We start from the raw sequence: 25,176 nt of genomic DNA on the forward strand, positions 1-25,176 counted from the left end.
TTTATGACGCGGGGCCGCTATCCAGCTACATTCCCCAGCAGGCTTTTCCGCTCACACGTCTGTAAGCGTAAGGCGGACGTCAACTAGCTTTTGGGCATGAGGCTCTGCACCACCTGATCGATTGAGAAGCTGGCCGACTTGGCGCGCGGCGGGAATTCCTTGAAACTCGTCAGCCATTGTCCCAGCAGCGGCGGCGCGCCGTAGAGCAAGTGATTGTTCTCCATGAACCAATCATTGTATTTAATGCTGTCTTCGCCGCGTTCGAACGGATCTGCGCGCAGATCATAGAATTTCGGTATCCGCATTGCGGATAGCGGCTCTCGCCATGCTTGTAGTCCCTCGGCTCTCTGCTCGGCGAACACGATTTTGAAGCGCCCTATCCGCATGGCCATGCAATCGCCATCGTCGCTCCAATAGATGAAGCCTTGGCGGGGCGATTTCTCCTCCTTGCCGGACAGGAATGGGAGGAGATTGAACCCATCAAGGTGAACCTTGTAGGTCCTGCCGCCCATTTCGTAGCCCTTCTTGACCTTTTCCACGAGATCGGGCTCGCCATTGGCGGCGGCAAAGGTGGGAATGAAGTCCTGTAGGGACCCGATATCGTTGACGATACGCCCCGGTTCGATCACGCCGGGCCAGCGCATGACGCAGGGAACGCGCCAACCGCCTTCCCAGTTGGTGTCCTTCTCACCCCGGAACGGCGTGGCACCGCCATCCGGCCAGGTGCATACTTCAGCGCCATTGTCCGTGGTGAAAACGACGACAGTGTCCTGCGCGATACCCAGATCGTCGAGCTTCTTGAGCAATTCCCCGACATAGCCATCCAGTTCAACCATGCCGTCGGGATAGACGCCAAGACCGGTCTTGCCCTTGGATTCCGGCTTCAGGTGAGTGAAGACGTGCATGCGGGTGGGATTGAAATAGCAAAACCACGGTGCATCGTCCTTTGATTTGCGCTCGATGAAATCCAGCGCTGCACCAAGAAATTCCTCGTCCACCGTTTCCATTCGCTCCTTGGGCAAGGGGCCGGTGTTCTCGATGGTCTGCTTGCCTACCTTGCCGAACTGCTCGTCAACAGTGGTATCGTCCTTGTCTGTCGCCTTGGATTTGAGCACACCCCGCGGGCCGAATTTCTTTCGGAAGGCAGGGTCCTTCGGATAGTTGTCGTAATACGGTTCTTCCTCGGCATTGAGGTGATAGAGATTACCGAAGAATTCGTCGAAACCGTGGACGGTGGGAAGGTGTTCGTTGCGATCACCCAGATGGTTCTTGCCGAACTGACCGGTCGCGTAACCGAAATGCTTGAGGAACTCGCCCACGGACGGGTCCTCGAAACTGAGGCCCAGCGTGGCGCCCGGCATCCCGACTTTGGTGAGGCCCGTGCGAATGGGAGATTGCCCGGTGATGAAGGCAGCGCGCCCCGCCGTGCAGCTCTGCTGGCCGTAGAAGTCGGTGAACTGCGCACCTTCGCGGGCGATGCGGTCGATATTGGGAGTGCGATACCCCATGACGCCCAGATTATAGGCGCTTACGTTGAACCAACCGATGTCATCGGCCATGATAAAGAGGATATTGGGCTTTCCATTCGGCATCACGAAACTCCCGACAAGATATGGCGAGAGTGCCATTGCGCCAGCGGTGTGCCGATCCGGGTGAACCCTCAGGTCCGATGGAGAAATGACTGAGGTTACTCCGAAAGCTTCGCCGGAGAATCGAACTGCATTGAATGCCAATTTCTGGCCAAGCTCGGGGAATGGCGACTTTTCCCGAGCCGTCATCCAAAGCCGGTCACACCGAAAACCGCCATAACCTCCGTAGTAAGTCGCGTTAATGGAGGGCGGGTTTCGCAGTTTCAAACTAAGCTCCAGAGCGGCCGCGGGCTTACCCTGTCACTTTATCCCGAGCCCTGTGTGGCAGGGGCGAATGGCGAGAATGGGGCAGAGCCCCGCCGAAAAACTCCCGATCGATAAAATCGGCAAAGCCCCTCCCTCGAGTGGAGTAATTCGTGGTCTAATCATGCAATTGCGAGGGTTTAGATGGAAAATTCTAGCCACAGATAAGGCGATTAAACGAAGGTAAATTCATATCCAAATTGCTTAACACCCCCTTAGAGCAGTTTGTAAAAATATAATCAAATATCAGGGACGGTGATAGCTAGAATCAGTACTTATACTAATAGATGTTAATTATTGATCGTCGGTAGCTTTGACTCAAATCCGTGTGGCGTCGTTATTATTGGTGCGCTGTGTTGGCTGTCCACGGATGCGAACCAGGGGAGACGATCAATGCAAATCGATGCCAAGGCTTATCGCTTTAGCTTACTGACAAGCTCCGCCACTGTTGCCGCAGCCGGTTTCATTTTTCTGTCGCAGCCTGCTGCGGCGCAGTTCATCTGCATGGGGAACGCGGCCGGGACGCCATTCAATGACTCGACGGGGGACGGAGCCGCAGTTGCTTCGAACGGTGTTGCATGCGGTACGACCAGCCAAGCGACCGGCACTAACAGCACCGCCTTGGGATTGAATAGCCAAGCGACTGATGAAGGCGCGACGGCCACGGGCGCCAATAGCGTAGCAAGCGGCGCTTCAGCGACAGCAATCGGTACAGGAGCCCAAGCGACGGGTGCAAATGCGATCGCGATTGGCGCGGGCAATATCGTCACGGGCTCCGGGAGCGGGGCGATCGGCGATCCCAACGCCGTTAACGGAAATAACAGTTATGCGGTTGGTAACGACAACGTGATCGACGCCAACAATGCTTTCGTGCTGGGCAACAATGTCTCGATCGCTGCGGGGCTCGATGGAGCGATCGCACTTGGCGATGGATCTACCGTAGCCGCACCTATTGCCACGACGTCGACCGTCATCAATGGCATTACCTATAGCTTTGCTGGCGGTAATCCGTTGAGCACTGTCAGTGTCGGCGCGCCAAACGCGGAGCGAACCATTACCAATGTTGCGGCCGGGCGAATCGATCCATCGAGCACCGATGGGGTCAACGGCTCCCAATTGTCCGCGACCAATAGCGCTTTGGAGGACCTGAGCGCCAATGCGGTATTATATGAGGATTCCAGTAAGAGCCGTGTTGTTCTTGGATCTGGAGGAACAATCGTCACCAACGTCGCAGCTGGCGCCATCAACTTGTCCTCTACAGACGCAGTCAATGGCACCCAGCTTTATGGGCTGGCCGCTTCTGTGGCGAATATGGCGGGCGGCGGTACCACCATTAATGCGGACGGCACGATCACTGCGCCCAGCTATATCGTGCAAGGCTCAACCTATAACGATGTGGGCAGCGCCCTGGGCGCGGTCGATACACAGCTGACTACCAATATCACCGCAATCGCCAATGGCACGATCGGTCCGGTGCAGCGTACCGGCACGGACCAGTTGTCGCTGATTGCAGCCGGCGGCGATGCCTCGGCTCCCGGTGCGGCGCAGGTGTTGACCAACGTCGCGAGCGGCGCGGTCAATGCAATCTCGGTCGACGCTATCAACGGCTCACAGCTCTACGCGACAGCCGGCCCCATAGCCAGCGCGCTAGGCGGCGGCTCGACTGTCGATTTCAACGGCACGATCACTGCGCCCAGCTACACCGTGCAGGGCTCAACCTATAACGACGTGGGCAGCGCTCTTGGCGCGGTCGATACCCAGTTGACCACCAACATCAACGCCATCAACAATGGCACGATCGGCCCGGTGCAGCGCACCGGTACAGACCAATTGTCGCTGATTGCCATTGGCGGCGATGCTTCGGCTCCCGGCTCAGCGCAAGTGTTGACCAACGTCGCTGCCGGCGCGGTCAATGTGACCTCTGTCGATGCTGTCAACGGCTCGCAACTCTATGCGACCGCCAGTTCCACCGCCAGCGCACTAGGCGGTGGCTCGACCGTCAATACGGACGGCTCGATCAGCGCGCCGACCTATCATATTGGCGGCAATACCTATAATAACGTAGGTGACTCGCTTACCAATCTCGACAATCGCACGACGACCATCGAGAACAACATCACCGGCATCACCAACGGTACGGTTGGTCTCGTGCAGCAGGCAGCGGCCGGTGCCAATCTGACGGTGGGCAAGGACACCGATGGTGCGGCGATCGACTTTGCCGGCACGGCAGGTGCACGCAAGCTGATAAACGTGGCTGACGGCACGGTAGCTGGCGGTTCCAATGAAGGCGTGAACGGGGGCCAGTTGTTTGGAGCGTCGCAAAGCACGGCGTCCGCGCTGGGCGGGGGTACTGTTGTCAATGCCGACGGCTCAATCTCAGCGCCGAGCTACACCGTGCAGGGTTCTGCATATAACAACGTGGGGAGCGCTCTTGGCGCTATCGACACCCAGGTGACAACGAATACGACCAATATCACCCAACTCGACAGTCGGGTGACAACGAACACGACTAACATCACCAACCTTGGCAACCAGGTAGCGACCAACACAAGCAACATCACCGGCCTCATCGACGGTACACTTGGACTGGTCCAGCAAGCAGCGCCCGGCGCGGACATTACTGTGGGCGCGGCCACTGATGGCACACAGGTCAGCTTTGCCGGAACCGCGGGCAACCGAAAGCTGACCAGCGTCGCTGCCGGCACGCTCGGCACCAGTTCCACCGACGCAGTTAACGGCAGCCAGCTCAACGCGACCAACGAAGCAGTGCTGGCAGTCACCAACCTCGTCACCGGTGCGAAAGCGGGGGCCTTCGCTTCGGACAACACTTCTGCCGGCGTCGCTCCCGAAGCCACGGGAGCAGATGCCTCTGCAGGTGGCAATGGTTCGCGTGCGTCGGGCTCTCACGCCCTTGCGGCCGGCAACTATTCAACCGCGACCAACACGGCGTCCACGGCACTTGGCTATGCGGCGCAATCCAGCGGCGCCAATTCCGTTGCTCTGGGGGCCGGGTCAACCGATGGCGGTGCTGCGAATGTCGTGTCTGTCGGTTCGGCAGGAGGCGAACGACGTATCACAAATGTCGCCGCAGGGACGAACGCAACAGATGCCGTCAATGTGGGACAGCTCAATTCGCGGCTGACCGCAACGCTGGCCCAGGCCAATTCCTACACCGACAACCAAATCGCCAGCATCCGCTTTGACCTGGACGACATGCGTAAGCGTATCGATTCAGGCGATGCACGCAACGCGGCTCTTGGGGGAATTCCGCAGGCTTTTGAACCCGGACAAGGACTCGTCGGCGTCGGCGTGGGCGGAACAGGCAGCAATGTGGCAATCGCCGTCGGCGCATCCAAGGCTTTTGATGAGCATGTCGTTGCAAAAGCCGGCCTGAGTTACGAAGGCTATCACGACCGCGTAACCTGGCAGGTGGGCGCTGGGTTTGCGTTCTAAACGCGAACAACAGACTCGGTGCGATGAGTGCGGAGCTGCGCGAGCTTTTGCCCCCAGTCTACCTAGTCCGTTGAGGGGACGTAGGGAGGTTGCCGAGCAACCTCCCCGTTTTGTCCGCCAGCTTGCGGGGTCAGCCTTGCTGCTGTTTGCTGCAGCTGCGCCGACATAAGCCGCCGTTCACGGCGCTGAGCGCCCCCGAACCGGCCTTTCGTTAATGCGTCAGGTTATGACTGGATCTGGCCGATAGGCGAATGTCCGGTTCAGAGCGCAGAAACTGGGATAGCTGTCGTTCACACTGGGTCGCTTGCCGACCAACTCAATCCGTTTCTCTCAGGCTGTCGGAATAGCGGCTCCTGACAAAACCTGACAGATGGCGGCTTTTCACTATTTTAACCAGGAAGCGGTCATTCCGGAGCCGCCGACAAAGCCGCCTTTGGCGGGGCCAAGCGCCTCACCGAAACCGGCCTTTCGTTAATGCGTCTGATTGGGCACGAAAAATCAGCGACCGAAGGCCGGTAAGGGGCGGCTGCTGACCTGCCGTTTAATCCGACACGGTCCTGCTAGGCCGCAGCCGTTGCGAAATTTCTCATGAATAAATAAATGTGATGCGGCCATGCTATAAAAAAGGATTGATATATCCGCGCCTCGTGGCGATTATTACGGCATGAGTGCGGTCGTGAACTCCTAGTTTTTCGAATATAAATTTAAGCTGCGCTTTGACCGTATCGGTTGACAGGTTCAGCCTTGACGCAATTTCTTTGTTCGTCTGCCCCTCGGAAACCAATCTAAGAACCTCGATTTCGCGTTCGGTGAGTACCCCGCCCAGAGCGTGCGTAGCAATTTCATGCGCAATGTCGGCTGAGATCGCGCGGCGCCCCTCATGGACCGAACGAATAGCGTCAGTCAGTTCGCCGCGAATGGCATTCTTGAGAAGATAGCCGGCAGCACCGGCACGTATAGCACGTACCGCATTTGCATCTCCAGGGTAGGTGGTCAGCACCAGAATGCGTGCATCAGGTGACAGGCGGCATATTTCCGCGATGGCTTCGACTCCGCCCATACCTGGCATCTGCACATCCATCAGTGTTAGGTCGGGCGCCAACTGGCGAAACTTCTCAACCGCCTCGTCACCGTTGCAGGCCTCACCAATGGCCTCCATGTCCGGCTGCCGGTCGAGCAAGGCCGCAATGCCGTCGCGAACCATCGGATGATCGTCGACAATGAGAACACGGATGGGTGAGGGCATCAGAAACTCCATCGTCGTGATTTGCGGGACTGGTAGGCGATCGCTCCTGGAACCGTCAGCAAGACTTCGGTGCCGTGATCGGCGCGCCGCTGGATGACAAGGCGGCCACGCAGCCGCCGCGCGCGTTCGGTCATGCCGACCAATCCGTAGTGTCCAGCTTTCTCTCCCACCCGGGCTACTTCTGCGTCTATGCCGCAACCATTGTCCGCAAAACGGATCTGCAGATTTGCTCCGTGGTGAACCTCGACACTCAACTCGGTGGTTTGGGCATGGCGGCGGATGTTGAAAAGTGCCTCACTTGCGATCCGGGTGATTTCCTCGAGCGCTGCCGGCTCAAGTGGCCACGCCTCTCCGTCGGAGGAGATCGTTGTGACGACGGACGGGCTGAACTCGAGCCGTGCAATGAGGTCGCAAATGATCTGCTGCAAGTCGCCATCCTGCTGCGTGCGTAGTTCACGCACCCGATCGCGACCCTCCGCTATGACCTTGTCCGCCGTGTCGATCGCGGTGATGAGCGAGGCCCGCGCGGGCGTCCCGTCCGGCAGATCGTCTGCCGCAAGCTGAAAGCGAAGCGTGAGCGACTGAACAGACTGTAAAAGCGTGTCGTGCAGTTCACGCGCGATCCTCTCGCGTTCCTCCGCCCGTTCGGCCATGCGCATGCGGATGCGGTCGGCCACAGTGCGCAGCCGCAACGAATAGGCAAGCCACATCAGCGCCAGTATCGCCGCCGCGCACATCAACTTGAACGGCCAACTCTGCATGAAGGTGGGCTCGATTTCGAATGCCAGAGTGGCCCCCTGACGGTTCCACACGCCGCCGCTGTTTCGTGCGATGACGCGAAAGCTGTATCTGCCCGGCCCGAGGTTGGTATAGGAAGCAGTCCGCCGCGCGCCCGCATCGATCCAGGCGTCGTCGACGCCCTGCAGCCTGTACCGGAACTGCACACGCTGCGGGACCGTGAAGCTTAGCCCTGCGTAAACGATGTTGACCGTGCGCGTATCGGGGGGAAGGGTGACATTGACCGGATCGCGCCATGTTCTGCCGCCGCTCTCAAGCGACCGGATAGTCAAGGGCGGGGGCATGATGTTCGGCTGAAGTTTCGCGGGGTCGAAGAAGGCCGCGCCCTGCCGATTGAGGAACCAGATTCTGCCGTCTCCCCCAACGGCGGATTGCGGGCCTGCGAAGCCGCCTTGCTGAACCGTGCTCGCCAGCCCGTCCAACGCGTCAAATTTGATAAAAGGCAGCGGTGCGTGTGGATCTTCGAACGCGCGGTCCAGATCGGCCGTGGCAAGCTGGTACACCCCGGTTCTGCTGAACAGCCAAGTTTTGCCGTCCCTTGTCTGCTGGAGCGTCCTTACCCAAGTGATCCAGGGGAAGCGGTTTTCGGCGAGAATTCGCAATTGATTGCCGCGCTTTCGGGCAAGGCCTGCGCTTCCGCTGACGAACAAGTCTTGCGAGGTCAGGCCATTGCCGGGCATCACCGCCCAGGGCGTTCCGATACCCGTGCGCTCCAGACTGATCTTCTCAAGCCGATTGCCGTGGAGAATGGCGACGTCGGGCGGGATGATGAGAGCAAGATCACCGGACGCCGTCGTGGTCAAATCCCAAATCTTGAGGCTGTCCAGCGCTCCGTTGGCCCGATGCCAGCCCGATGAGTCTCGCCATAGGAGCACGCCGCTGGCCAGGCCAAGCCAGAGGCGCCCAGCGGCATCTTCGGCGCAGGCGATCTTGGCTTCTCCTCCCGGATAACCGGGCAGCCTCTGCGCTCGCTGGCCTTGCAGCAGAATGAGCTGGCCGGGCTCGATAACCCAGACCCCCTCGCCTCGGGCAGGGCACATGGAAATTTCATCGGTGCGCAACTTCAGGATTGGTGCCGCTGCACCGTTCGCGGACACGCGAAACACTGTCCCGCGCGAACCCACATAAATGCTCCCGTCTTTCGCCCGGGCCATCGAAAGGCCGTGCTGTGAATCGCTGGGCACGGCGGTGTCCTGTGGTGCCGCGGACCGGCGGAACTGATCTATTCCGTTTTCCGTCGTGATCCAGACATTCCCCTCACGGTCGACAAACGGGGCATAGGTGGTGTCCGAAGTGAGGCCGTTGGCCGCATCGAACCGGCGAACCCGCGTTCCGGGACCGGCAAACGGGGCTTGGGGGCTGGCAATGTGGAAAATTCCGACAGACGCCGTCGTGCCCCAAAGCCCACCGCTGCGATCGAACGCAATAGCGGCGCGGGTGACACCGGGCACTGCGGGAAAAGTGATGGTCGATTGCTTGCGCATGCCCCGGGCGTCGAACAAAATGCGCGTTCCCGCTGCGTCCGAGACCCAGAGCGCTCCACTATGATCGAGCGCGATCTTGGGGCGGCCCGAAAGTTGCACAGGCACTCTTTGAAACCGTACCGCGTGGGGGTCGAGATACGCCAGCGAGCCGCTTTCTCCATTCTCGGCGCTGAGCGCGATCCACAGCCTGCCGCTTCGCGCCACGATCAGGTCCATGATATACCCGCGCGGCAGACCCAGCGCTTCGTCCACGCGCTCCCACCGGTTCCCGCGTTTCCGCTCCAGCCGCTTGTCAAGCGACATGGAGGACGCCCAGACTGTTCCATCGGGCGCTTGTGCAAGAGCGGCCAGGCCCCGCGGTGGATCGGGCATATGCATATCCCGCAGTTCGCCTTGCCGGTAAACGGCAACCCCGCCAGTGTCCCGCAATCCGACCCAAAGCTCGCCGCGGTCGCTTACCATGAGCGTTGAGGGCGACGCGTGACGCTTGCCCGACCCTTGCGGCCAGTCAATCCGCTCGAAGGTCGCGCCATCGAAGCGATAGAGTGCGTCGCCGGCAAGCCAGATGTAGCCGTCGGACGTCTGCGCAATTCTCAGGAGACCGTCAGGGGCGCCATCGTCGGCCGCAGCGCGGACGTGCTTATACGCTTCGAAACCGGGGGAGGCTGATTGGGCCAGGCAGGCAGTTCCGACGAACTGTAGTGTTATCGAAAACGCAAGGTGGCCAAGTCTGGTTTTGCAAGACCGGGTCATTCAGCTGGCCTCTTCCCACTACCGGAGGCCAGATCCCCCCCACCCATGAGCAACGTATGGACAACGCTTGCATTTTCGGCAATCTCCAATCGCCACATCCGGGCTCACATCAGAGTATCGATAACCCCTCCATCGACCCGGAGCGCCGCGCCGGTCGTCGCCGAGGCCAGTGGCGATGCGAGATATACAAACATGTTCGCGACCTCCTCCACAGACGCCGCCCGCTGGATAATCGACGTTGAGCGAGAGGCACGCACGAACGAAGCAGCGACCTCCTCAATCGGTTTGCCCGATGCGGCCCGTTCGTTTTCCAGCATCGCAGCAACGCCTTCGGACAGCGTAGGCCCAGGCAGAACCGAGTTCACCGTAACCCCGGTGCCGGCCATGCGCTTCGCCAGACCGCGGGCGAGAGCGACGTCAGCCGTCTTGCTGACGCCATAGTGAATCATGTCAGCGGGAATGTTGAAGGCAGATTCCGACCCGAGCAGCAGGAAACGGCCCCAACCAGCCGCTTGCATTTTGGGCAAATAGAATCGGGCGAGGCGCACGCCTGCCATCACATTGACCTGCCAATGTCGGTCCCAGACGGCATCGTCCGCGTCGAAGAAATCGATGGGCTGGAAGATGCCGAGATTGCTCACAACGATATCCGCCTGCGGCACTTCTCCGACCAGAAGATCGTGCCCGGCGGCCGTCGCTAGGTCTGCAGCGACGCCGCGCGCGCTTCCGCCGATACGCGCGACAGCAGCGTCTACCTTCGCTTGAGCGCGGCCATTGATCACCACCGCCGCGCCAGCTTTGGCCAGACCCTACGCGACGGCGAAACCGATGCCCTCGGTCGAACCAGTGACAAGTGCGGTCTTGCCGCTGAGATCGACGTTCATAGGCTTGGTCCTTTGATCAAATTGCACAGGGGCATTGCGTCAGGCTTGGCGCGAGCCATGCCGCGCGGGCAGCGAACGTCTCAGGCTCCGAAGCCGCCATCGATGGTGTGCATAGCGCCGGTAACAGCGCCCGCATCCAGTCCGGCGAGCCAGGCCACCATGCCCGCGACTTCCATGGGACGGACGTGGCGCCTGATCGCCATGAAGCCGTGCATGAAATCACTCATCGGGCCGTCGCCGGGATTCATGTCGGTATCGGTCGGTCCCGGCTGGACGACATTGACGGTGATGTTGCGCCCGCCGAAGTCACGCGCCAGCCCGCGGGCCATACCCTGCATCGCCGATTTGGTCAGCGCATAAGCCGCTCCGCCCTCAAAGGGCATCCGGTCACCATTGACGGATCCGATCATGACGATGCGGCCGCCGTCTCCCATCGTACGAGCAGCCTCGACGGCCGCATGATATGGTGCGCGGACATTGAGATCGATCATCCGATCGACCGCATCAGCATCCAGGTCGAGCGGATTGCCAAGCACGAGCGCCCCGGCGTTGATCACCAGAACATCCAGTTTACCCCGCGACTTGACCAGGGCGACGACCGCCTCTCGATCCGCAGCATCCGAACGGATCGCAACGGCGCCCGTGTTTTTCTGGAGCGCAGCCGCCGCGTCTGCAGACCCTGCGTAGGAGAAAGTCACCCGGTCGCCTGCCTCGGCAAATCGCTGCACGATGGCGGCACCGATACCGCGGCTGCCGCCAATGACGAGAACATTGCGCTTTTCATCAGTCATATGGATTTCCATCGAGATTTGGATTGATAGATGGACGGTTCGTCGCCGTCAGTGGCCAACCTCTGCGAAGACGATATCTGCGAAGCCTGGGACGGTCGCATCGCGCGCCCAGTCGCGCTGGAGTTCGCAAGCGAACTGGATCCAGCTGACGGGAACGGCCCCTGCCTGGACCAAGCGGTCGATCCCCGCTTGATGCGCTGCTTCGGACGTACCGGCGACGGCGTCGACGACGGCATAGACCTCATAGCCTGCTCGCAGCGCGTCGAGCGCGGGAAAGACAAGGCACACCTCGGTCCACAGCGCCACCATAACGAGTTTGGACCGGCCGGTGGCCTTCACGGCGGCCACGAAATCCTCATCCTCCCATGCGTTGATCGACGTGCGATCGATGGGAGAGACGTCCGGCAGCAGATCGGTGATCTGATGGATCGTCGGCATGTTTCGTCCGGTCGCGACATTGACGGTCGAGAGGACAACAGGAAGGCCGTAAAGCTTGGCGGTGCGGGCAAGGGCCGCAACGTTCTTGACCAACAGCCGCTTGTTCATCGTAACGATCGATCCAACCTGGACCGGCTGGAAATCGATAATGATCAGCGCCGCGTTTTCCGGCGTCAGCATATGGTCGGCGATCGGATCACGGATGATTGCGGGTGAGGTCATGGCTGCTTCTCCGTTTGCTGCGAATGCGCGGCGGCGGTGAAAATGGTATCGGTCGGGCCGTAGCCGCTGATGATGACTGTCACCGGTTCAGCCCCGGTCATCGCGAAATGGGCATCGCCGCCCGGCTCACTGTAGAAGCTGCCGGGGCCCAGCGCCTTCGTCGCCGCCGCGGTCGCCACCGCGCCATAGCCAAAATGCCATGTGCCCGAGACGACCACTGCGGTTCGATCGTCGCGGTGCGTGTGGGCCGCGATCTTGGTGTTCGCGGGGACTCGCAACTCGATCGTATACGGGCCCGCCGCCGTGGGATCGCCTGCCAGAACGACGGTCTGGATACCGGCGACACCTGAGGTTCCCGGTCCGCCGGAAGCGGGATGTTGCGCCGCGATTTCGGTCTGCGTCAGGCGAATCTCGCCGCGCTGCGCGGCATGGGCACTAGTCGCGGCTGTGGTTCCCGCCAGGAAGGCGAGCAGCAAAACCCGGCTCACTTCTGTGCGTCCAGGAAGGTGCGGACCATCGACACGGTTTGCCCCGGCTGCTCCTCCATCAGCCAATGGCCGGCGTCGCGCACGACGCCTTCCTTCACATTAGTTGCGGCAGCGCGCATCACCACCGCCATCATCGGGCCGAAGGAGTGATCGCCGCCGACCGCCAGGACCGGCATCGTCAGCTTTCCGGTCGCCAGGAAAGCCTGATCGTCCTTGACGTCCTGATCGAACGCCTTGAACTGTTCGAAACCTGCATGCATTGCGCCGGGCCGAGCATAGAGCGCAGCATAATGCTGGCGGGACTCTTCGTCGAACTTTGCGGGGTCGGCGGAAAATTCGTTCCAGAAGCGGTCGAGGTAAATGCGCTCGCGACCGGCGACGAGACGCTCCATATCGGGACCGCCGAAGCGGAAGTGCCAAAGCAACGGGTTTTTCAGGATCTCATCCCAAGGGCCGACGCCGGGAAGCGGCGCATCCATCAGCACGAAGGCTTTCACTTGATCGCGATGCTCGGCCGCAAAGGCGAAACCGACCATATTGCCGATATCGTGAGTGACGAGATCGATCTGGCCAACCTTCAACGCGTCGAGCACGCCGGCAATGTCTTGACCTTGCGTTTTCTTGTCATACCCGCCGACTGGTAGTGCCGAGAGCCCCATTCCGCGCAAATCCGGCACAATCACCGTATGATCGCGAGCAAGGTCTGCGGCCAGCGGCGCCCACATGTCGCCGGTTTCACCGTAACCGTGCAGCAGCACCACGGCGGGCCCGCTTCCGCAGATGCGTACGTGCAGCGAGGTAGCGTTGGTTGGGATATCCTGGACTTTGCAGGTCGGTGGAAACTGCACGACCTTTGCTTCAGCTAAAGAGGCAGACAACAAGGCGATCAGGCTGGTAGCTAGAATGCGTAGCATGGAAATCTCCTCGGGCTCTGGGAGCGTCGGGTAAGCAATCCGGGGGGCGTCTCCGCCGGCGTTTATGTCGCGGACCGGAGCGTGCTAGGAACGGCGTAATCTCGGTTGCCACGGGCGCGGCAAGGCAAAGCGCGGTTGCCGATAAGACGGCTCAGAACATTGCTTCTCCTTTGAGCCGTAATAGCAACGGTTATAACGGTGCCTGATATCCACGCTGCCCGGTCGGGCTACAATCCCAAGGTGGGGCTTCAGGACTACCCGAACGGGTAGAACTACAGACGTTCGCCCAAATTGCCTCCCTGCAGAGCGCACGCTTCACGCCGACAGCAGCGATCGCTGATTGGGGCCAGCGGATGGCCAAAAACAATCGCTCCGATTGCGCATAGAGCGCTTTCACTATTCCGTATTCAAGGCGAGCAGGTCAGTGAGCCAATTCGCCATTTGCGACCATTCGTGTGAATGCCGCCCAGACAAGGCTGGCTGTCCACCTTCGGACTCGCGGAAGTAGCCGCCGAACGACAAGTTTGGGCGCACAGCTGGCAACCGGCTCATGCAATTCGGATAAGCGGCGGCGGATAGTAAGTTCCGTCAGCAACGCCGCCTTGTGGCCCATAAAAGCGAAATGTCAGGCTCCAAGGCTTCCCGGCTCCCGTCGGCAACCAGTTGGCATCGGGAGCATCATCCGGCTTGGCAGGGCCGAAATACAAGGTGAGCGAACCGTCGCTACTTCTAACTACGCCGGACTCCTTGTTCAGCAGATAGCGTTCGAGTGGGTTGGGCAGCACGTGGCGAAACTGACGATCCACCGCGATTATCGACCAGAAGTACCGCGCGAATTTCTCTGGCAGCGCGTCCGCCGGAAAGGTGAGCGAGTAGGTACCGTCGGCCTCCACCCAGCTCAGGTTCTTGTCCAAGGCCCCGCGGTAGTAGACCACTTCCTCCATCACATTGGCCCAGATGCCACCGTAGTTTACGGTCGTACGGGTCAACCAATCCGTGCCCCAGTGCCCGCAACAGCTTTCCCGCGCCCACCCGTTGCGGATCCAGCCCCGCCCGATGTAAGGCGCAGCGGCTGCAAAGTCCGCCTGCGCTTTCGTTCGAATTATCTGATCGACTTCGGCCCGGCGCTCGGGATCGGCAATCTCACTCACGATGGCGCGAACTTTTGCCTGCATGTCGTCCAGTGGGCTCAGATCCTTTTCCTGCATGGCAAGCTCGGCGGACTCGAATGCTTCAACGCCAGGTAGATGTGCCATGTCGAACATCACGGTACGGGGAATTTCAGGCGCCTGCAGTTTTCCCCAAATCTCGAAATTAAACTGGTGCTGGAGAGCGATGGCCTCATCCCAATTCGCCCCGAGTTCGACGCGAAGCAGCACGCGCATGGTTTTCGCCGGCACATCCACGCGCAAGGCGCCGCTGGGGACTTCGACGTCGCTGCCTTGGAAGCATATGGCGAACAACCCATTCGGATGGTCGGGGTGGCAACGTTCGTTGAGGTTGGCCAGCGTTTCGCCCCATCCGTTGATGAACTCCACTGTATAGTAACGGCCTGTGATCTCGGGCACTGTCACCAGCAGCGTGCTGACTTCGTCGATTGTCACCCATGCCTCGGAATAGGCGACATCGAGGTTCGGGTTCGGCCAGGCAACCTGGCCTGGTTTGCGATGGACCAATTCGTTCCAGACAAATCCTTCCTCGTCAAAGTCGACTTGCTGCTGCCGGGTAATCAGCAGCCGGCCGAGCAGATAGATGTAGGCGTCGCTGATAGCCGAATCCGGCAGGAGGTCAGAGGTTGGGTTGGAATGCGCCGAGGCCATGAGATTGCCATCCTCTTGAAAGACTTCCTTCGATGATCCGATGCGTGACCTTCCGCGGATCGAGGTTTGCGTGGCCGAGGCTATGGCACCGATGTAACCGTAGCCATCAGGGGAAACCCGAGGTCGGTGCAGCTTCATTCCTAGGGCCGGTGGTGCAATTTCAATGAAATGAGGCGCTCCAAAAAAATTGGCGCGCGCCAGACGCAAGTATTGCGGCAGCTATCAGTGTTGATCATGGTCGGCCTGAATGGCTGAAAACGGGCGGTTGCCGCCGATGGATTTTTAGCAAGCGGGACGTTGGGAGCGTCTGGTTTCCTGAGTCGGGCACTCAGAACCAGAAAGTCGCGAATGTCCCACATACGGCCCTTCGGGCCGGCAGGTGCCGGCACTCCAGGAATGGCCTGTTTAGGAAAGGCTCAATCTTGATCAGTGGATAGGCAAGTCTGCCACTCGAACCGATTTGTCATTGAAAAGCCGAACACATTGCCGCCGTGTGCTGGCTGTACGATCTCGGATACGGAGGCCGCCTCGGCAACGTCGCCGCTCGACTTCTCCGCCGGCTGCTTGTCAGCTTGGCTCACCGTATCCGCCCAGTGCTGAAGCATGCGGCGGCGAGGTGTCAGATAGAGCGCGCTGTTATAGGCGCCGCGAATGTCGTCGTCTTCCGAATGCGCGAGCGCCATCTCGATCCAGTCGGAGTTGTAGATCTCCTGCTCATTGGCCCAGGTCGAGGCCATGCCGCGGAATCCGTGCACGGTCTGGCGCCCGCGATAGCCCATGCGGTAGCAGGCGTAGATCATGGTATTCTGCGAGATCGGCTTGCCTGGCTTGGTCCCCGGGAACACGAGATCCTCGCGGTCGGCCGTGCGCATACGGCGGCGCAATAGTGCGACTGCTTGCGAGGAGAGCGGCACGATATGCTCGCGGTCCATCTTCATGCGCTCACCGGGGATCCGCCAGAGCGGGGTGTCGCCGTCGAGGTCCTCGAACTCCGTCCACGCCGCAAAGCGGGTCTCACTGGTCCGGCACCAAGTCAGCAGCGTGAACAGCATCGCCTCACGGGTGATCTCGCGGCGCCGGGGATCCTCTTCCCCGTCGTAGTTTTGAATGGCCTGCACGAGTTCGGGAAGCTGCTGCAGTGGCAGCCGCGCCATGTGCCGCACTTTGGGACGCGCCTTGAGCGCACCTGTCAGATGCGCGGAGGGATCGTGCTCAACAAACCCTTCGGCAATCGCATAATGGAAGATCTGGCCAATCGACTGGAGTACGCGCCTGCTCACGTCCAATGCGCCGCGCGCTTCGACGGCCTTGATCGCCGCCAGTATTTCGGGCGCCTTCACGCCGGCAATGGGAGTGGACCCGATCGCCGGAAACGCGTCGCGTTCCAATCGCGCCAGCAGACGCTTCGCATGGGCGGGATTGAGACTATCCACGCGGCGAGCGTGCCACTGACGCGCGACGATCTCAAAGGTGCGGGCCTCCGCCTCGTCTTTGGCCTGCTGGATCTTGGCGGGGTCTTTTCCCAGCGCCAGCAGTTGGCGTGCTTCGTGTCGTTTGGAACGGGCCGCGGTCAGCGACACGTCGGGGTATTGACCGAAGCTGAGAAGCTTTTCCTTGCCGGCGAAGCGGTATTTCATCCGCCACAGCTTGGAGCCATTGGGCTGCACGAGGACATGCAGGCCGCCGCCATCGGCAAGCTTGTACGGCCGCCGCCGCTTCGCTGCATATTTGACCTCGAGCTCAGTAAGCACCGCGTGGGGGTATCCATCTGGGGGTATCGCGGAAAAAGTACCCCCAAAAATACCCCCAGAGCAAATGACTGTGGGTGCATTGAGCGGGACACAGCGGGACGCATGATGGCCCGCCGGGATGGTCAAAAATATTTGATATGGTTGGGAAAGTGGCCGCCCGTGGACGTCGCCGGACAGAGCGGGACGATCGGGCTTGGTTGCGGGGGCAGGATTTGGCCGATCCCGACATTCACTGACTGCCGCGATCTAGCCATCTTGGACTGCTGCGGGACGTTTGCGCGAAGAGAAGCTGCTTTGTAGCCAAACGTCCCGCTGCTTGAACCCTCATGTGGCGCAAGCTTGCAGGCAAACCACCTTCCCCTAATCCGGCCTTTCACTAATGCGTCAGCTTGTGGTCGCGACCTACCGGAAGCGCCCCGCCCTGCTCCGCCGACATTGCCGACGTTCAGAGACCAAAGGGTCCCCTTGAAACGAGACTTTCGTTAACCAGGCATCGCGAACCGATAAATCCGGCGCAATTCATATCCTGCAACTGCGCGCAGTCATCCTCGTCGCTGTCGAACTTTAAGGCCAGTTGGCGAATCAATATGATGAGGCCTCAGCCAGAGGCACCTCACGCGCGTAGAGAACCCGCTTCGAAAATGCCCGACGCGGCATCATCGAAGCGGGCTTGTGCCGTAAGATCCGCACACAGCAGATATCCAACGAATCCTCGGCAGCAAATGACCGGTGGGGGCCCAAAGGTTCCCCCACCGGCCTAGGCTCGGCCGGTTCGACGTTTACGAGCCGGCCTTCGGGTCGCAACTGGATGCTGGCGCCGTTTCCAGTGCCGGTCGATCCGGGAAATTCCCGGCCTCTAGGAAACAGATTAGATTTCTTCGCCTCTACTATGCGCAATGAGCTGTGCCAGCCCATTGGTGCGCGTCTTCGCGACAATGGAAGCACGATGGTCTTCTACAGTGCGAGCCGATATCACCAGGCGATCAGCGATCTCCTTGTTGGAATGTCCGCGTACAAGCAGGTCAAAGACTTCGCGCTCTCGCCGCGTCAATCCAGCGGTTGCGGCCAAGATGCGGCGCTCCCGCTCGGACCACGTCAGCCCTTCCAGGACGGCAGCAATCAGCCGCGACTCATCAATTGGCTTTTCCAGATAGTCGAGGCCTCCGTAGCGGCGGATTGCATCGACCGCATGGGAAGTCGTCGGCCACGCGGTCATGAAGATCAGCGCAACTGCGGGATCTTGGACGCGCAGGGCGTCGGCGAAGGCGAAGCCATCCATAGCGCCCATTTGAATGTCGCTGACCACACAGCCGAACGTAAAACCGGGTAATGTCGCGAGCAACTCCTCCGGCGACACGAAAGCCCGCGCGGCAAGGCCGTTGCGACCCAACAGGCGCGCCACGGAAGTGGCCAGGTCCGCATCGTCATCAAGCACTGCAACCAACAGTTCATTGCCAGGCGAACCGCCGTTCATGCGACAGCTCCAACGAGTGCAGGTAGGGAAAGAACGAAACGCACATAGTCGGGTTGATCTTCACGGACGAGCGTACCGCCGTGCGCCTCAACGATAGTTCGAGCGATGACGAGACCCACTCCCATTCCGTTGCCCGGTCCAGATGCCGCAATCGGATTGCCTATTTCAATTCGCACATCTTCGCGCGCGGCAGACACGCGGAGGGATATGACCCGTCCCGGACTGGCGACGATAGCGTTGCGCAGAAGGTTTACGAGCGCTTGGGTCAACTCGATTTCCTGCGCCTGGATCACGAGGTCCGGCGAAACGGATGGGCATTGCAAGCTACCGCCGCTGGCGCGGAGTTCCGCAGCTATAATCTGGCACGCGGTCTGCACAAGCATTGCAACCGGCAGTGCGGAAGGTTCGTCGACATCGCGTCCGCCGAAGCGGCGAAGACGGCGCACCAGGTTCGAGAGCGCCTGAGCCTTGCGATCGACAAGCGCCGCACTCTCGACAACGGCGGGATCGAGCTTCTCGGTAGCCGAACGCAAATGGCTGGCCTCGATCGCGAGGGTGGAGAGCGGTTGGCTGATCTCATGGATCACGGCGACCGACATGGCACGCAATGTCTTGAGCCGCTCAGCCTGAAAAAGCAGGCGGTTGCGCTTTTCGATAAGTCTGCGCGCTTCTTTCTGGGCATCAGAGAAACTGCCGGCAAGCCAGGTCACAAGCACGACTGCCGCAAGGCCCAGGTGCAGTTCCAAGCGCACGGCATCATCGAGTGAGCCTGCTGAATATGGCAGGAACAGGAGAAGTTGAACCAAAATTGCCAGCCACGCACCGATCCGGCCGTGTCGCAGCCCAATCCAGGAACCCGCTAACAATCCCGGAGCCGGCTGCGCACCCAGCCCGGCATGCCACAGGCCTATCGTCAATAGCAGGCACCCACTCATGACGATAGCATCTTCCAGAATCGGGCGAGCTGGAGGCATCGCAAAGCGATTGTGCCCCGGCGAATCGAAAGATGCAGCGAGCCAGACCAGCAGCGGCGCGAGAACCAGGATTCCCAACAGATCGCCCACCGCAAGACTGGTCAGCGAAATTACCATGTCGACGCCTATGTGATAGCGGCCTGCGTTGACGGGTAGAACCGCTTCGATGGGCACAACTAGTATGGCATTGAGTGTCGGAGCAACAACGGCGGCGATGCCGAAAGTCATGGGCGGCAGCGCAAGCGCGTCACCCCTGCCGCGTGCAATGCTTCGCACCGCGGTCAGCGCCATTCCGTACGTCAGACCGGGGCGCAGGATCCCTGATATCGCCTGCAACGCCTCCGGCCCGCCGATCGGTACTGCCCCCATGACCCAGTCGGTGAAGAGTTCGGCCAGCATCAGCGAGGGCGCGATCCGCACTCCACGGTTCCATAATACCGCGAACCGCAATCCCGCCGGTGGATACCAGAGGGAGAAAAAGCCCGCGCCGCTCCATGGACTCGCGGACCAATGGAGCAACCCGAAAGCGCACGCATAGAGTGCAACCAAAGGCAGTTCACCGATGCGCGGCGTGATGGCCCGCAGAATAGACTCAGAAAGGTAAGCATCGTCACGAAAAGTCATCGTTCCGACATGTCGCAAATGTCACCGGAGCGCAAAACCCGGAAGATATACGGTTGCCCGCATCCATTTCGGAATTGCCGAAAGGCAAAGACCTCAAGCAAGGCCATCGGTGACTTCTGATCCTGATGTTTGCAAACACCTGGGGTTGATCGGAAAAATTTGCTGTCCGGATTTTTTCCGGATTGGCTCACGGCAAATTGCCGCCATCAGCTCGGCGCCGCTACACGGTGGCCGTCGTCTTGCGAGAGCCGGTCTGTACTGTGCAGCACTCCCCTTCAACCAGCAACCGGAAGGCGACCAAGCCCTCTATAAATATCAAACACCGAGGTCGAATGACTTACATTCGATTGAATGGGCATTGATGCGCAGCGTTGGGAAGAAAATCAGAAGTTGGTATTTTGATACTCTGAACAGCACCTCAGCTGCAGGGCGAGCTAATATCCGGATAACAAAATTTAATCGTTGTTTGCCAGTTGAACCGACGTTAGGCGGGCGGCGATAACGGGGGTTATTATGAAGTTTCCAAGTGCGGCCGTACTGGCTGTATTCGTTGCCGGCACCCAAAGCGCGGGACAGCGAAGCGATGAACCAACTGAAAGCGCAATCTCGACCTCTCCGCCTAGATCGTAGGTGATGGTAGCGGTGAAGTCGGTGCTCGACCGGAGCGGGCATAGCGAAGTGGTCGTCCACGTTCACTCCAAACGGGATAAGGCTTGCTGGATGCCCTCGGATACGCCGGTTTCGAACTGCCTCAATTGATTCATTCGCGGCATATCCGGAAAAAACACGGATACGCATTTTAGCAAGTCGCTGAAAATAAACGACGGTCGGCGGGGGAGCCTGTTTTTGCAGGTCGTCGGCAATTATGGGGGTATTCCAATATGAAATTCACTGGGTTGGCAGCGCTTGCGCTGTGCCTTGGTGTGTCGCTGGCAGGCTGCAACATGTTCTCCGGGCATAAAGATCCCGAGGGACTGGCAGGCGTTCGCGCCGCCATCGCCGCGCACAATTACGGCGAAGCGGCGGAACTCGCAGCCGTCGAAGTGAACACACATCCCAAGGATCCCGCCGCCCACTTCGAGCAGGCCCGCGCCGAGGCACTCGTCGGTAACGAAGCGAGTGCTCTGAACGCGTTGGAAGTTGCGATCTCGCAAGGTCTACCCGATGCCGCTCACGCTCTTGAAGACCCCGCCTTTGCCAACATCAGCGGCTCCAAACGGTTTATCGCCCTCGTCGACCAGACCAGCCCTGTGAGAGATGAAACGTTTCGCCGTGATTTGGCCGCTGAGCCGCCTCAAGAGCAGGCAGGTAATGGTGTAGCAATTCACGAGAAATCGAACGGCGGCACACATATCCAAGCGGGCGACGTCGTTCTCGACACCGACTTCTGATCCTTTTCCCTTCACACTACTGATAGGACCGTTCCCGCGATGAACGATCGTGCTTGCCTGCGCGCCTGGTTGCGCGCGTCTTCCATCTGCCTTGCCCCGCTGCTGATAGCCTCCCCTGCGCTTGCCGACACCATCCAAGGTAACGGCCGCGCCCTGATTACCAAGGATGCTGAATCTGTTCGCAATCTAGCGATCCTGGAAGCCAAACGCGACATTGTGCGCTCCATGTTGATCACGACGATCGGTAATGGTCGCCTGCGTGAAGCGACCCCGGATGTTGTCAATCGCATGGCTGGCCAGGTCCGCGACGACATGATCTCGGCACAGACCTCCGAACGGGTGGGGAACGAGTTTTTGGTCCACCTTACAGCCGACATTGATCAGGCGTGGTTTCGCACAATGCTATCCGACTATGGACTGGAAAGCGCCTCGCAGCGGGCAGACGGCAATCGCCAGTTGATCCTTGTCTATCTCGATCGCGATGATGGTACAGCGAGCGATCTTTCCGCTCCCGCCGAAGTGAATGTCGACTACGACCGCCGCACGGGGGGATCATTCTCCGACACGTCTAGCGTCACTGCATCCTCGAAGGAAGCGGGCGGCTCCAGCTACCGTAGCGCTTCGGCCTCCAGCAATGCGTCTTCCGGCGCGCAGCGGACTTCCGTTTCGGGGGCCTATAGCCAGCGCGGGGCATCCAGCTTTGGTGCTTCAAGTCGGGGAGGATCGGTGGCGGGTTCATCGAGCGGAGCAAGTGCAGGCGCCTATTCCGGCAACTCGGCCAGTGGTTACTCGAACCGTGCATCCAGTGCGTCAGCAACGAAGGCCTCCAGCGCCTACGCTGCGTCCGCATCCTTCGCCGACCGCACCAATGTACAGGCGGAAGTTCATGACGACGTTTCTTACCACTCCCATGTGGTCTACCAGAAGCCGCCTCAGAGCGCTGACGGGGATGCGATCCGTCAGGGGCTGAACGGTGCCCTGATTGATTACGATGTCCAGGTCGCGGATTCCTGGATGGCGCTTTCATCTTATTTTCCTTCGGGCGTTCCGCGCTATCAGGACCTCAAGCGCGACCCCAGTTTTGCAGGTTTCCTGGGAAGCCTGAAGGCAAAGAACACCCCCTTCTTCCTGGGCGGATCGTTCAAGGTCACCCAGTCCGGGCAAGATCCCGCCAGCGGCCAGGCGCTGTGTTCCGGCCAGCTCGATGCCGGCGCTGCGGCCAGTGACGACGGGCGCGTCATCGGAAGTGGTGTGTTTCCGGCCACCGCACTGGGTATCAGCCCAGAGGACTGTGCGAGCAATCTGGCGAAGAAGCTGTCGCTAGAGGCTGCAGCTAGGTTAGGACCTCAAATCCAGCGCTACTGGCGTTCGAAGGCGACCGCCTCTGTTGGTCAAGATACCAGGCAGGAGGCAGACTACACTCTAGTGTTACGCGCTGCGAAGCTCGATATGGGTCTGCAACAGGACCTGCTCGACGCGATCTCCGCTACACCCGGCGCGCAAATGCAGGCCTTCGTCTCGTCCGGCACGACCGAACTTCGACTGACCGTACGATATGCGGGCAACATGCCCCTGCAGTTTGCGCTTTTCCAGCAACTGCGCGGCCGCCCTGCCTTCGCTGGCATGCAGTCCACCGTCGACGGCCGAGCGATTGTCCTGTGCCTGTCGACGTGCGCCGGGGCTTAAGGCGATGAGGACCGCCTGCGTGCGCACGGCTGTGTCGTCGATAGCGCTGAGCACTATCCTGGCAACGGCGATCCCATCCCAAGCGCAGGATGCCGGAGCGCCATGGCTCTGGGCCGCGCCTGCTCTCTATGGGTTCGAAGGCGGAGTTTGCGAGGATCGCGCCTCGCAGGGCGCTACCATGGTCGACCCGCTCTTCTGTCCTATGCTGGGCAAGGATCAGCGCGTCGTTATCGGTAACGCATTTGCGCAGGCGGTCGCTGCGCGGTTTCGCAATGTCGAGCCAAAGTTCGGCGCGCATCTTCCCGTTGACGCGACACCCTCCGCGCGGCTCCGCGGTACGCTGGCGGTTTCGCTTCGTCTGACCCGAGCAGGACGCGCCACAGTTCCAAAGCCCGGCGGGGTAGATGCTTATGCGCCAATCACGCTGACCCTGGACATCACCAACCCCGCCACTGGTGAAGTCGTCTTTACCCGTACAAGCAACGATATCGCGCAGGGTACGCAATCTGTCGAAACCGTCGACGCTGAATTGGCGCGCCAGTTCCCGGCGCACCTAAACGCTGCAATGCTGGCATTGGTCGCGGAAGCGGCGGAAGCCTTTCATCCTTACCAGCAGACCGCAAAAGTGCTCGGCTCAGTCTCCTTGGGTAAGGACGAGACCGGATATATCGTGAACAAGGGCCGCAATGCCGGACTCCGCAAGGGGGACGGCATCAACGGTGACGGCAGGGTACTCTACGCCGGGCCAGACTATGCAGTCGTCGAAGCACAGCTTGGCGGATATCGCGAGGGTCAGATCCTGAGCCGCATGGCGACCGCTCCGGTAGAAACACTGGCGCGACCCAGCGTACTTACCGTAGTGGAACATGCGCCGGCGGGTTACGCACCCGTTTGGCTTGGCCAAATACTGGAAAACGCGCTGGGGAGTGGCAGTGCACTTGCTCCGGTCCCGGTCAACGCGTCGTTCTCACGCTTGCGCACGCTCGCCCTCGATGGTGCCGGTGCTAACCTCAGGTCCGAGGAGCGCAGTCTACCCGATTACGTGGCCAGCGCACGCGTGGTTCTGTTGGATCCGGTCAGCCGTCCCAGCGAAATACCAGGCGTCACCGTGGACAGGTACGAGGCATTTGCTTTCGTAACGCTGGTGGATGCTTCCGGCCGCGCGATCGGGACTTGGCAAGGTCATAACGTGATCGAAGACAAGATCAGCCGAGGTATTCGGCTGCCTCTTTCACAACGGCGAGAAGCGGTGCTGCGCAACGCGCTTGAAGATGTGGCAAAGACCATGAGCGCATTTCGGCCGCAGCCTCGCCTGTTGCCGCTTTCGCGCAGAGACGGCGCCCTGCTCATGGCGGATTCCGGCGGTTCTGCAGGGATCGGGCAAACGTTTCCGGTTCTGCGACAGGCGGGACGTTTCACTGGACTTGCCGGACCTGTCATGGTGCCCGTGGGCGATGTGACCACCCGCCAAGCAGTGTCCGGCGGCCTTGTCGTCAGCGATGCTGGCGTGACGCCACTAGCCCTGCATGGCGGTGAAGTGGTGGCGCTCGAAGCGGCGGGTGTCCCTGCAGCGATGCGCCAGACGGTCGGGCAGTGCGCTGCTGCCAATGGAATTCCTGCCGTCGACGACCGGGGGCAACTTGCAATGCCTGCCTATGGGGCGGTCGCATCGGCGTTGGTGGCGGGGCGGATGGCCGCGCCTGTGAAACTGACAGGCCTTCCTGCTATCCTCAAAAGCTATGCTCCCAGCTTTGCCGGCTGGGACCGCTTCGGGGCGGCTTCGGAAGCCTCGGTCGATACCTGCTTCCTACCTGTTCTAGCCGTTGCGCCCGTGGCGACTGGTTACCAGGTCACCATAGGCTACACGCTGCACCAAGGGGCGCTTGCGTCGAACCCAAAAATTGGGGCCAGCGGCCTTTCCACTAAGCTGACTCCAACCCGCATGCCGGCAAACTCTGGCGCCGAGGCGCAGGCTGCGATGCTCCAGTCCGATCTTGTGAGCCAAGCATTGCCCGTAGCGGAAGAAGCCGCCGCAGCTCTCAAGCTCTCGTCCTGACTTTTAATTCCCTGACCAAATCTGTTTGAGGAGTGCA

17 protein-coding genes are annotated in these 25,176 nt (G+C 60.3%); 4 read left to right on the forward strand and 13 right to left on the reverse strand.

Going from position 1 to position 25,176, the window contains the following annotated elements:
* Positions 1-83 precede the first annotated feature (83 nt).
* A complete protein-coding gene (locus AC1VVM_RS23425) occupies positions 84-1,592 on the reverse strand; it encodes an arylsulfatase (RefSeq protein ID WP_132392506.1) in 1,509 nt (502 codons plus the stop codon).
* Positions 1,593-2,189: 597 nt separating this feature from the next.
* Between AC1VVM_RS23425 and AC1VVM_RS23430 the strand changes: the two genes are divergently transcribed.
* A complete protein-coding gene (locus AC1VVM_RS23430) occupies positions 2,190-5,345 on the forward strand; it encodes a YadA-like family protein (RefSeq protein WP_482956652.1) in 3,156 nt (1,051 codons plus the stop codon).
* A gap of 616 nt (positions 5,346-5,961) precedes the next feature.
* Here AC1VVM_RS23430 and AC1VVM_RS23435 read toward each other — a convergent pair.
* From AC1VVM_RS23435 to AC1VVM_RS23490, 12 genes are all read right to left on the reverse strand, one after another.
* Entirely contained in the window at positions 5,962-6,591 is a 630-nt protein-coding gene (locus tag AC1VVM_RS23435; RefSeq protein WP_243652827.1) for a response regulator, read from the reverse strand.
* Positions 6,591-9,626 (reverse strand): sensor histidine kinase, encoded by a 3,036-nt coding sequence (locus AC1VVM_RS23440; protein WP_482956653.1) that lies wholly within the window; start codon positions 9,624-9,626, stop codon positions 6,591-6,593. Before AC1VVM_RS23440 ends, AC1VVM_RS23435 begins: the two co-directional genes overlap by 1 nt.
* Positions 9,627-9,730: 104 nt before the next feature.
* The gene (locus AC1VVM_RS23445; protein ID WP_482957368.1) at positions 9,731-10,432 is read right to left on the reverse strand and encodes an SDR family NAD(P)-dependent oxidoreductase; all 702 of its coding nucleotides are present in this window, start codon (positions 10,430-10,432) and stop codon (positions 9,731-9,733) included.
* A 158-nt stretch (positions 10,433-10,590) separates the two neighbouring features.
* Entirely contained in the window at positions 10,591-11,301 is a 711-nt protein-coding gene (bdcA, locus tag AC1VVM_RS23450) for an SDR family oxidoreductase (RefSeq protein WP_482956654.1), read from the reverse strand.
* Between the two features lie 48 nt (positions 11,302-11,349).
* Positions 11,350-11,961, reverse strand: a complete 612-nt coding sequence (locus AC1VVM_RS23455) for a hydrolase (protein ID WP_482956655.1) — start codon at positions 11,959-11,961, stop codon at positions 11,350-11,352.
* The gene (locus tag AC1VVM_RS23460) at positions 11,958-12,449 is read right to left on the reverse strand and encodes a cupin domain-containing protein (RefSeq protein ID WP_482956656.1); all 492 of its coding nucleotides are present in this window, start codon (positions 12,447-12,449) and stop codon (positions 11,958-11,960) included. The genes AC1VVM_RS23455 and AC1VVM_RS23460 overlap by 4 nt, the downstream gene beginning before the upstream one ends.
* Positions 12,446-13,363 carry an alpha/beta fold hydrolase gene (locus AC1VVM_RS23465; protein ID WP_482956657.1) on the reverse strand — a complete coding sequence of 306 codons (918 nt, stop codon included), beginning with the start codon at positions 13,361-13,363 and terminating at the stop codon, positions 12,446-12,448. Before AC1VVM_RS23465 ends, AC1VVM_RS23460 begins: the two co-directional genes overlap by 4 nt.
* Positions 13,364-13,911: 548 nt before the next feature.
* Complete coding sequence (locus AC1VVM_RS23470) at positions 13,912-15,390, reverse strand: DUF1214 domain-containing protein (protein ID WP_132392379.1); 1,479 nt, start codon at positions 15,388-15,390, stop codon at positions 13,912-13,914.
* Between the two features lie 209 nt (positions 15,391-15,599).
* Positions 15,600-16,934, reverse strand: a complete 1,335-nt coding sequence (locus tag AC1VVM_RS23475) for a tyrosine-type recombinase/integrase (protein WP_482956658.1) — start codon at positions 16,932-16,934, stop codon at positions 15,600-15,602.
* Between the two features lie 868 nt (positions 16,935-17,802).
* Positions 17,803-18,408: a response regulator transcription factor gene (locus AC1VVM_RS23480; RefSeq protein ID WP_482956659.1), complete on the reverse strand. Its 606-nt coding sequence runs from the start codon at positions 18,406-18,408 to the stop codon at positions 17,803-17,805.
* Positions 18,405-20,006, reverse strand: a complete 1,602-nt coding sequence (locus AC1VVM_RS23485) for a sensor histidine kinase (RefSeq protein ID WP_482956660.1) — start codon at positions 20,004-20,006, stop codon at positions 18,405-18,407. The genes AC1VVM_RS23480 and AC1VVM_RS23485 overlap by 4 nt, the downstream gene beginning before the upstream one ends.
* Positions 20,007-20,321: 315 nt before the next feature.
* Complete coding sequence (locus AC1VVM_RS23490) at positions 20,322-20,696, reverse strand: hypothetical protein (protein WP_482956661.1); 375 nt, start codon at positions 20,694-20,696, stop codon at positions 20,322-20,324.
* Between the two features lie 191 nt (positions 20,697-20,887).
* Between AC1VVM_RS23490 and AC1VVM_RS23495 the strand changes: the two genes are divergently transcribed.
* From AC1VVM_RS23495 to AC1VVM_RS23505, 3 genes are all read left to right on the forward strand, one after another.
* A complete protein-coding gene (locus tag AC1VVM_RS23495) occupies positions 20,888-21,397 on the forward strand; it encodes a TPR end-of-group domain-containing protein (protein ID WP_482956662.1) in 510 nt (169 codons plus the stop codon).
* Between the two features lie 39 nt (positions 21,398-21,436).
* Positions 21,437-23,083, forward strand: a complete 1,647-nt coding sequence (locus AC1VVM_RS23500; RefSeq protein WP_482956663.1) for a hypothetical protein — start codon at positions 21,437-21,439, stop codon at positions 23,081-23,083.
* Between the two features lie 178 nt (positions 23,084-23,261).
* Positions 23,262-25,139, forward strand: a complete 1,878-nt coding sequence (locus AC1VVM_RS23505; RefSeq protein ID WP_482956664.1) for a hypothetical protein — start codon at positions 23,262-23,264, stop codon at positions 25,137-25,139.
* Positions 25,140-25,176 lie beyond the last annotated feature (37 nt).

Source organism: Novosphingobium sp. BL-S-33 (assembly GCF_056857025.1).

Bases quoted from the DNA above. Each gene is read 5' to 3' on its own strand.
- AC1VVM_RS23505 (WP_482956664.1), top strand. From the start codon at position 23,262: ATGGTCGACCCGCTCTTCTGTCCTATGCTGGGCAAGGATCAGCGCGTC.
- bdcA (WP_482956654.1), bottom strand. From the start codon at position 11,301: ATGACTGATGAAAAGCGCAATGTTCTCGTCATTGGCGGCAGCCGCGGT.
- AC1VVM_RS23455 (WP_482956655.1), bottom strand. From the start codon at position 11,961: ATGACCTCACCCGCAATCATCCGTGATCCGATCGCCGACCATATGCTG.
- AC1VVM_RS23435 (WP_243652827.1), bottom strand. From the start codon at position 6,591: ATGCCCTCACCCATCCGTGTTCTCATTGTCGACGATCATCCGATGGTT.
- AC1VVM_RS23480 (WP_482956659.1), bottom strand. From the start codon at position 18,408: ATGAACGGCGGTTCGCCTGGCAATGAACTGTTGGTTGCAGTGCTTGAT.
- AC1VVM_RS23440 (WP_482956653.1), bottom strand. From the start codon at position 9,626: ATGACCCGGTCTTGCAAAACCAGACTTGGCCACCTTGCGTTTTCGATA.
- AC1VVM_RS23495 (WP_482956662.1), top strand. From the start codon at position 20,888: ATGAAATTCACTGGGTTGGCAGCGCTTGCGCTGTGCCTTGGTGTGTCG.
- AC1VVM_RS23425 (WP_132392506.1), bottom strand. From the start codon at position 1,592: ATGCCGAATGGAAAGCCCAATATCCTCTTTATCATGGCCGATGACATC.
- AC1VVM_RS23500 (WP_482956663.1), top strand. From the start codon at position 21,437: ATGAACGATCGTGCTTGCCTGCGCGCCTGGTTGCGCGCGTCTTCCATC.
- AC1VVM_RS23485 (WP_482956660.1), bottom strand. From the start codon at position 20,006: ATGACTTTTCGTGACGATGCTTACCTTTCTGAGTCTATTCTGCGGGCC.
- AC1VVM_RS23465 (WP_482956657.1), bottom strand. From the start codon at position 13,363: ATGCTACGCATTCTAGCTACCAGCCTGATCGCCTTGTTGTCTGCCTCT.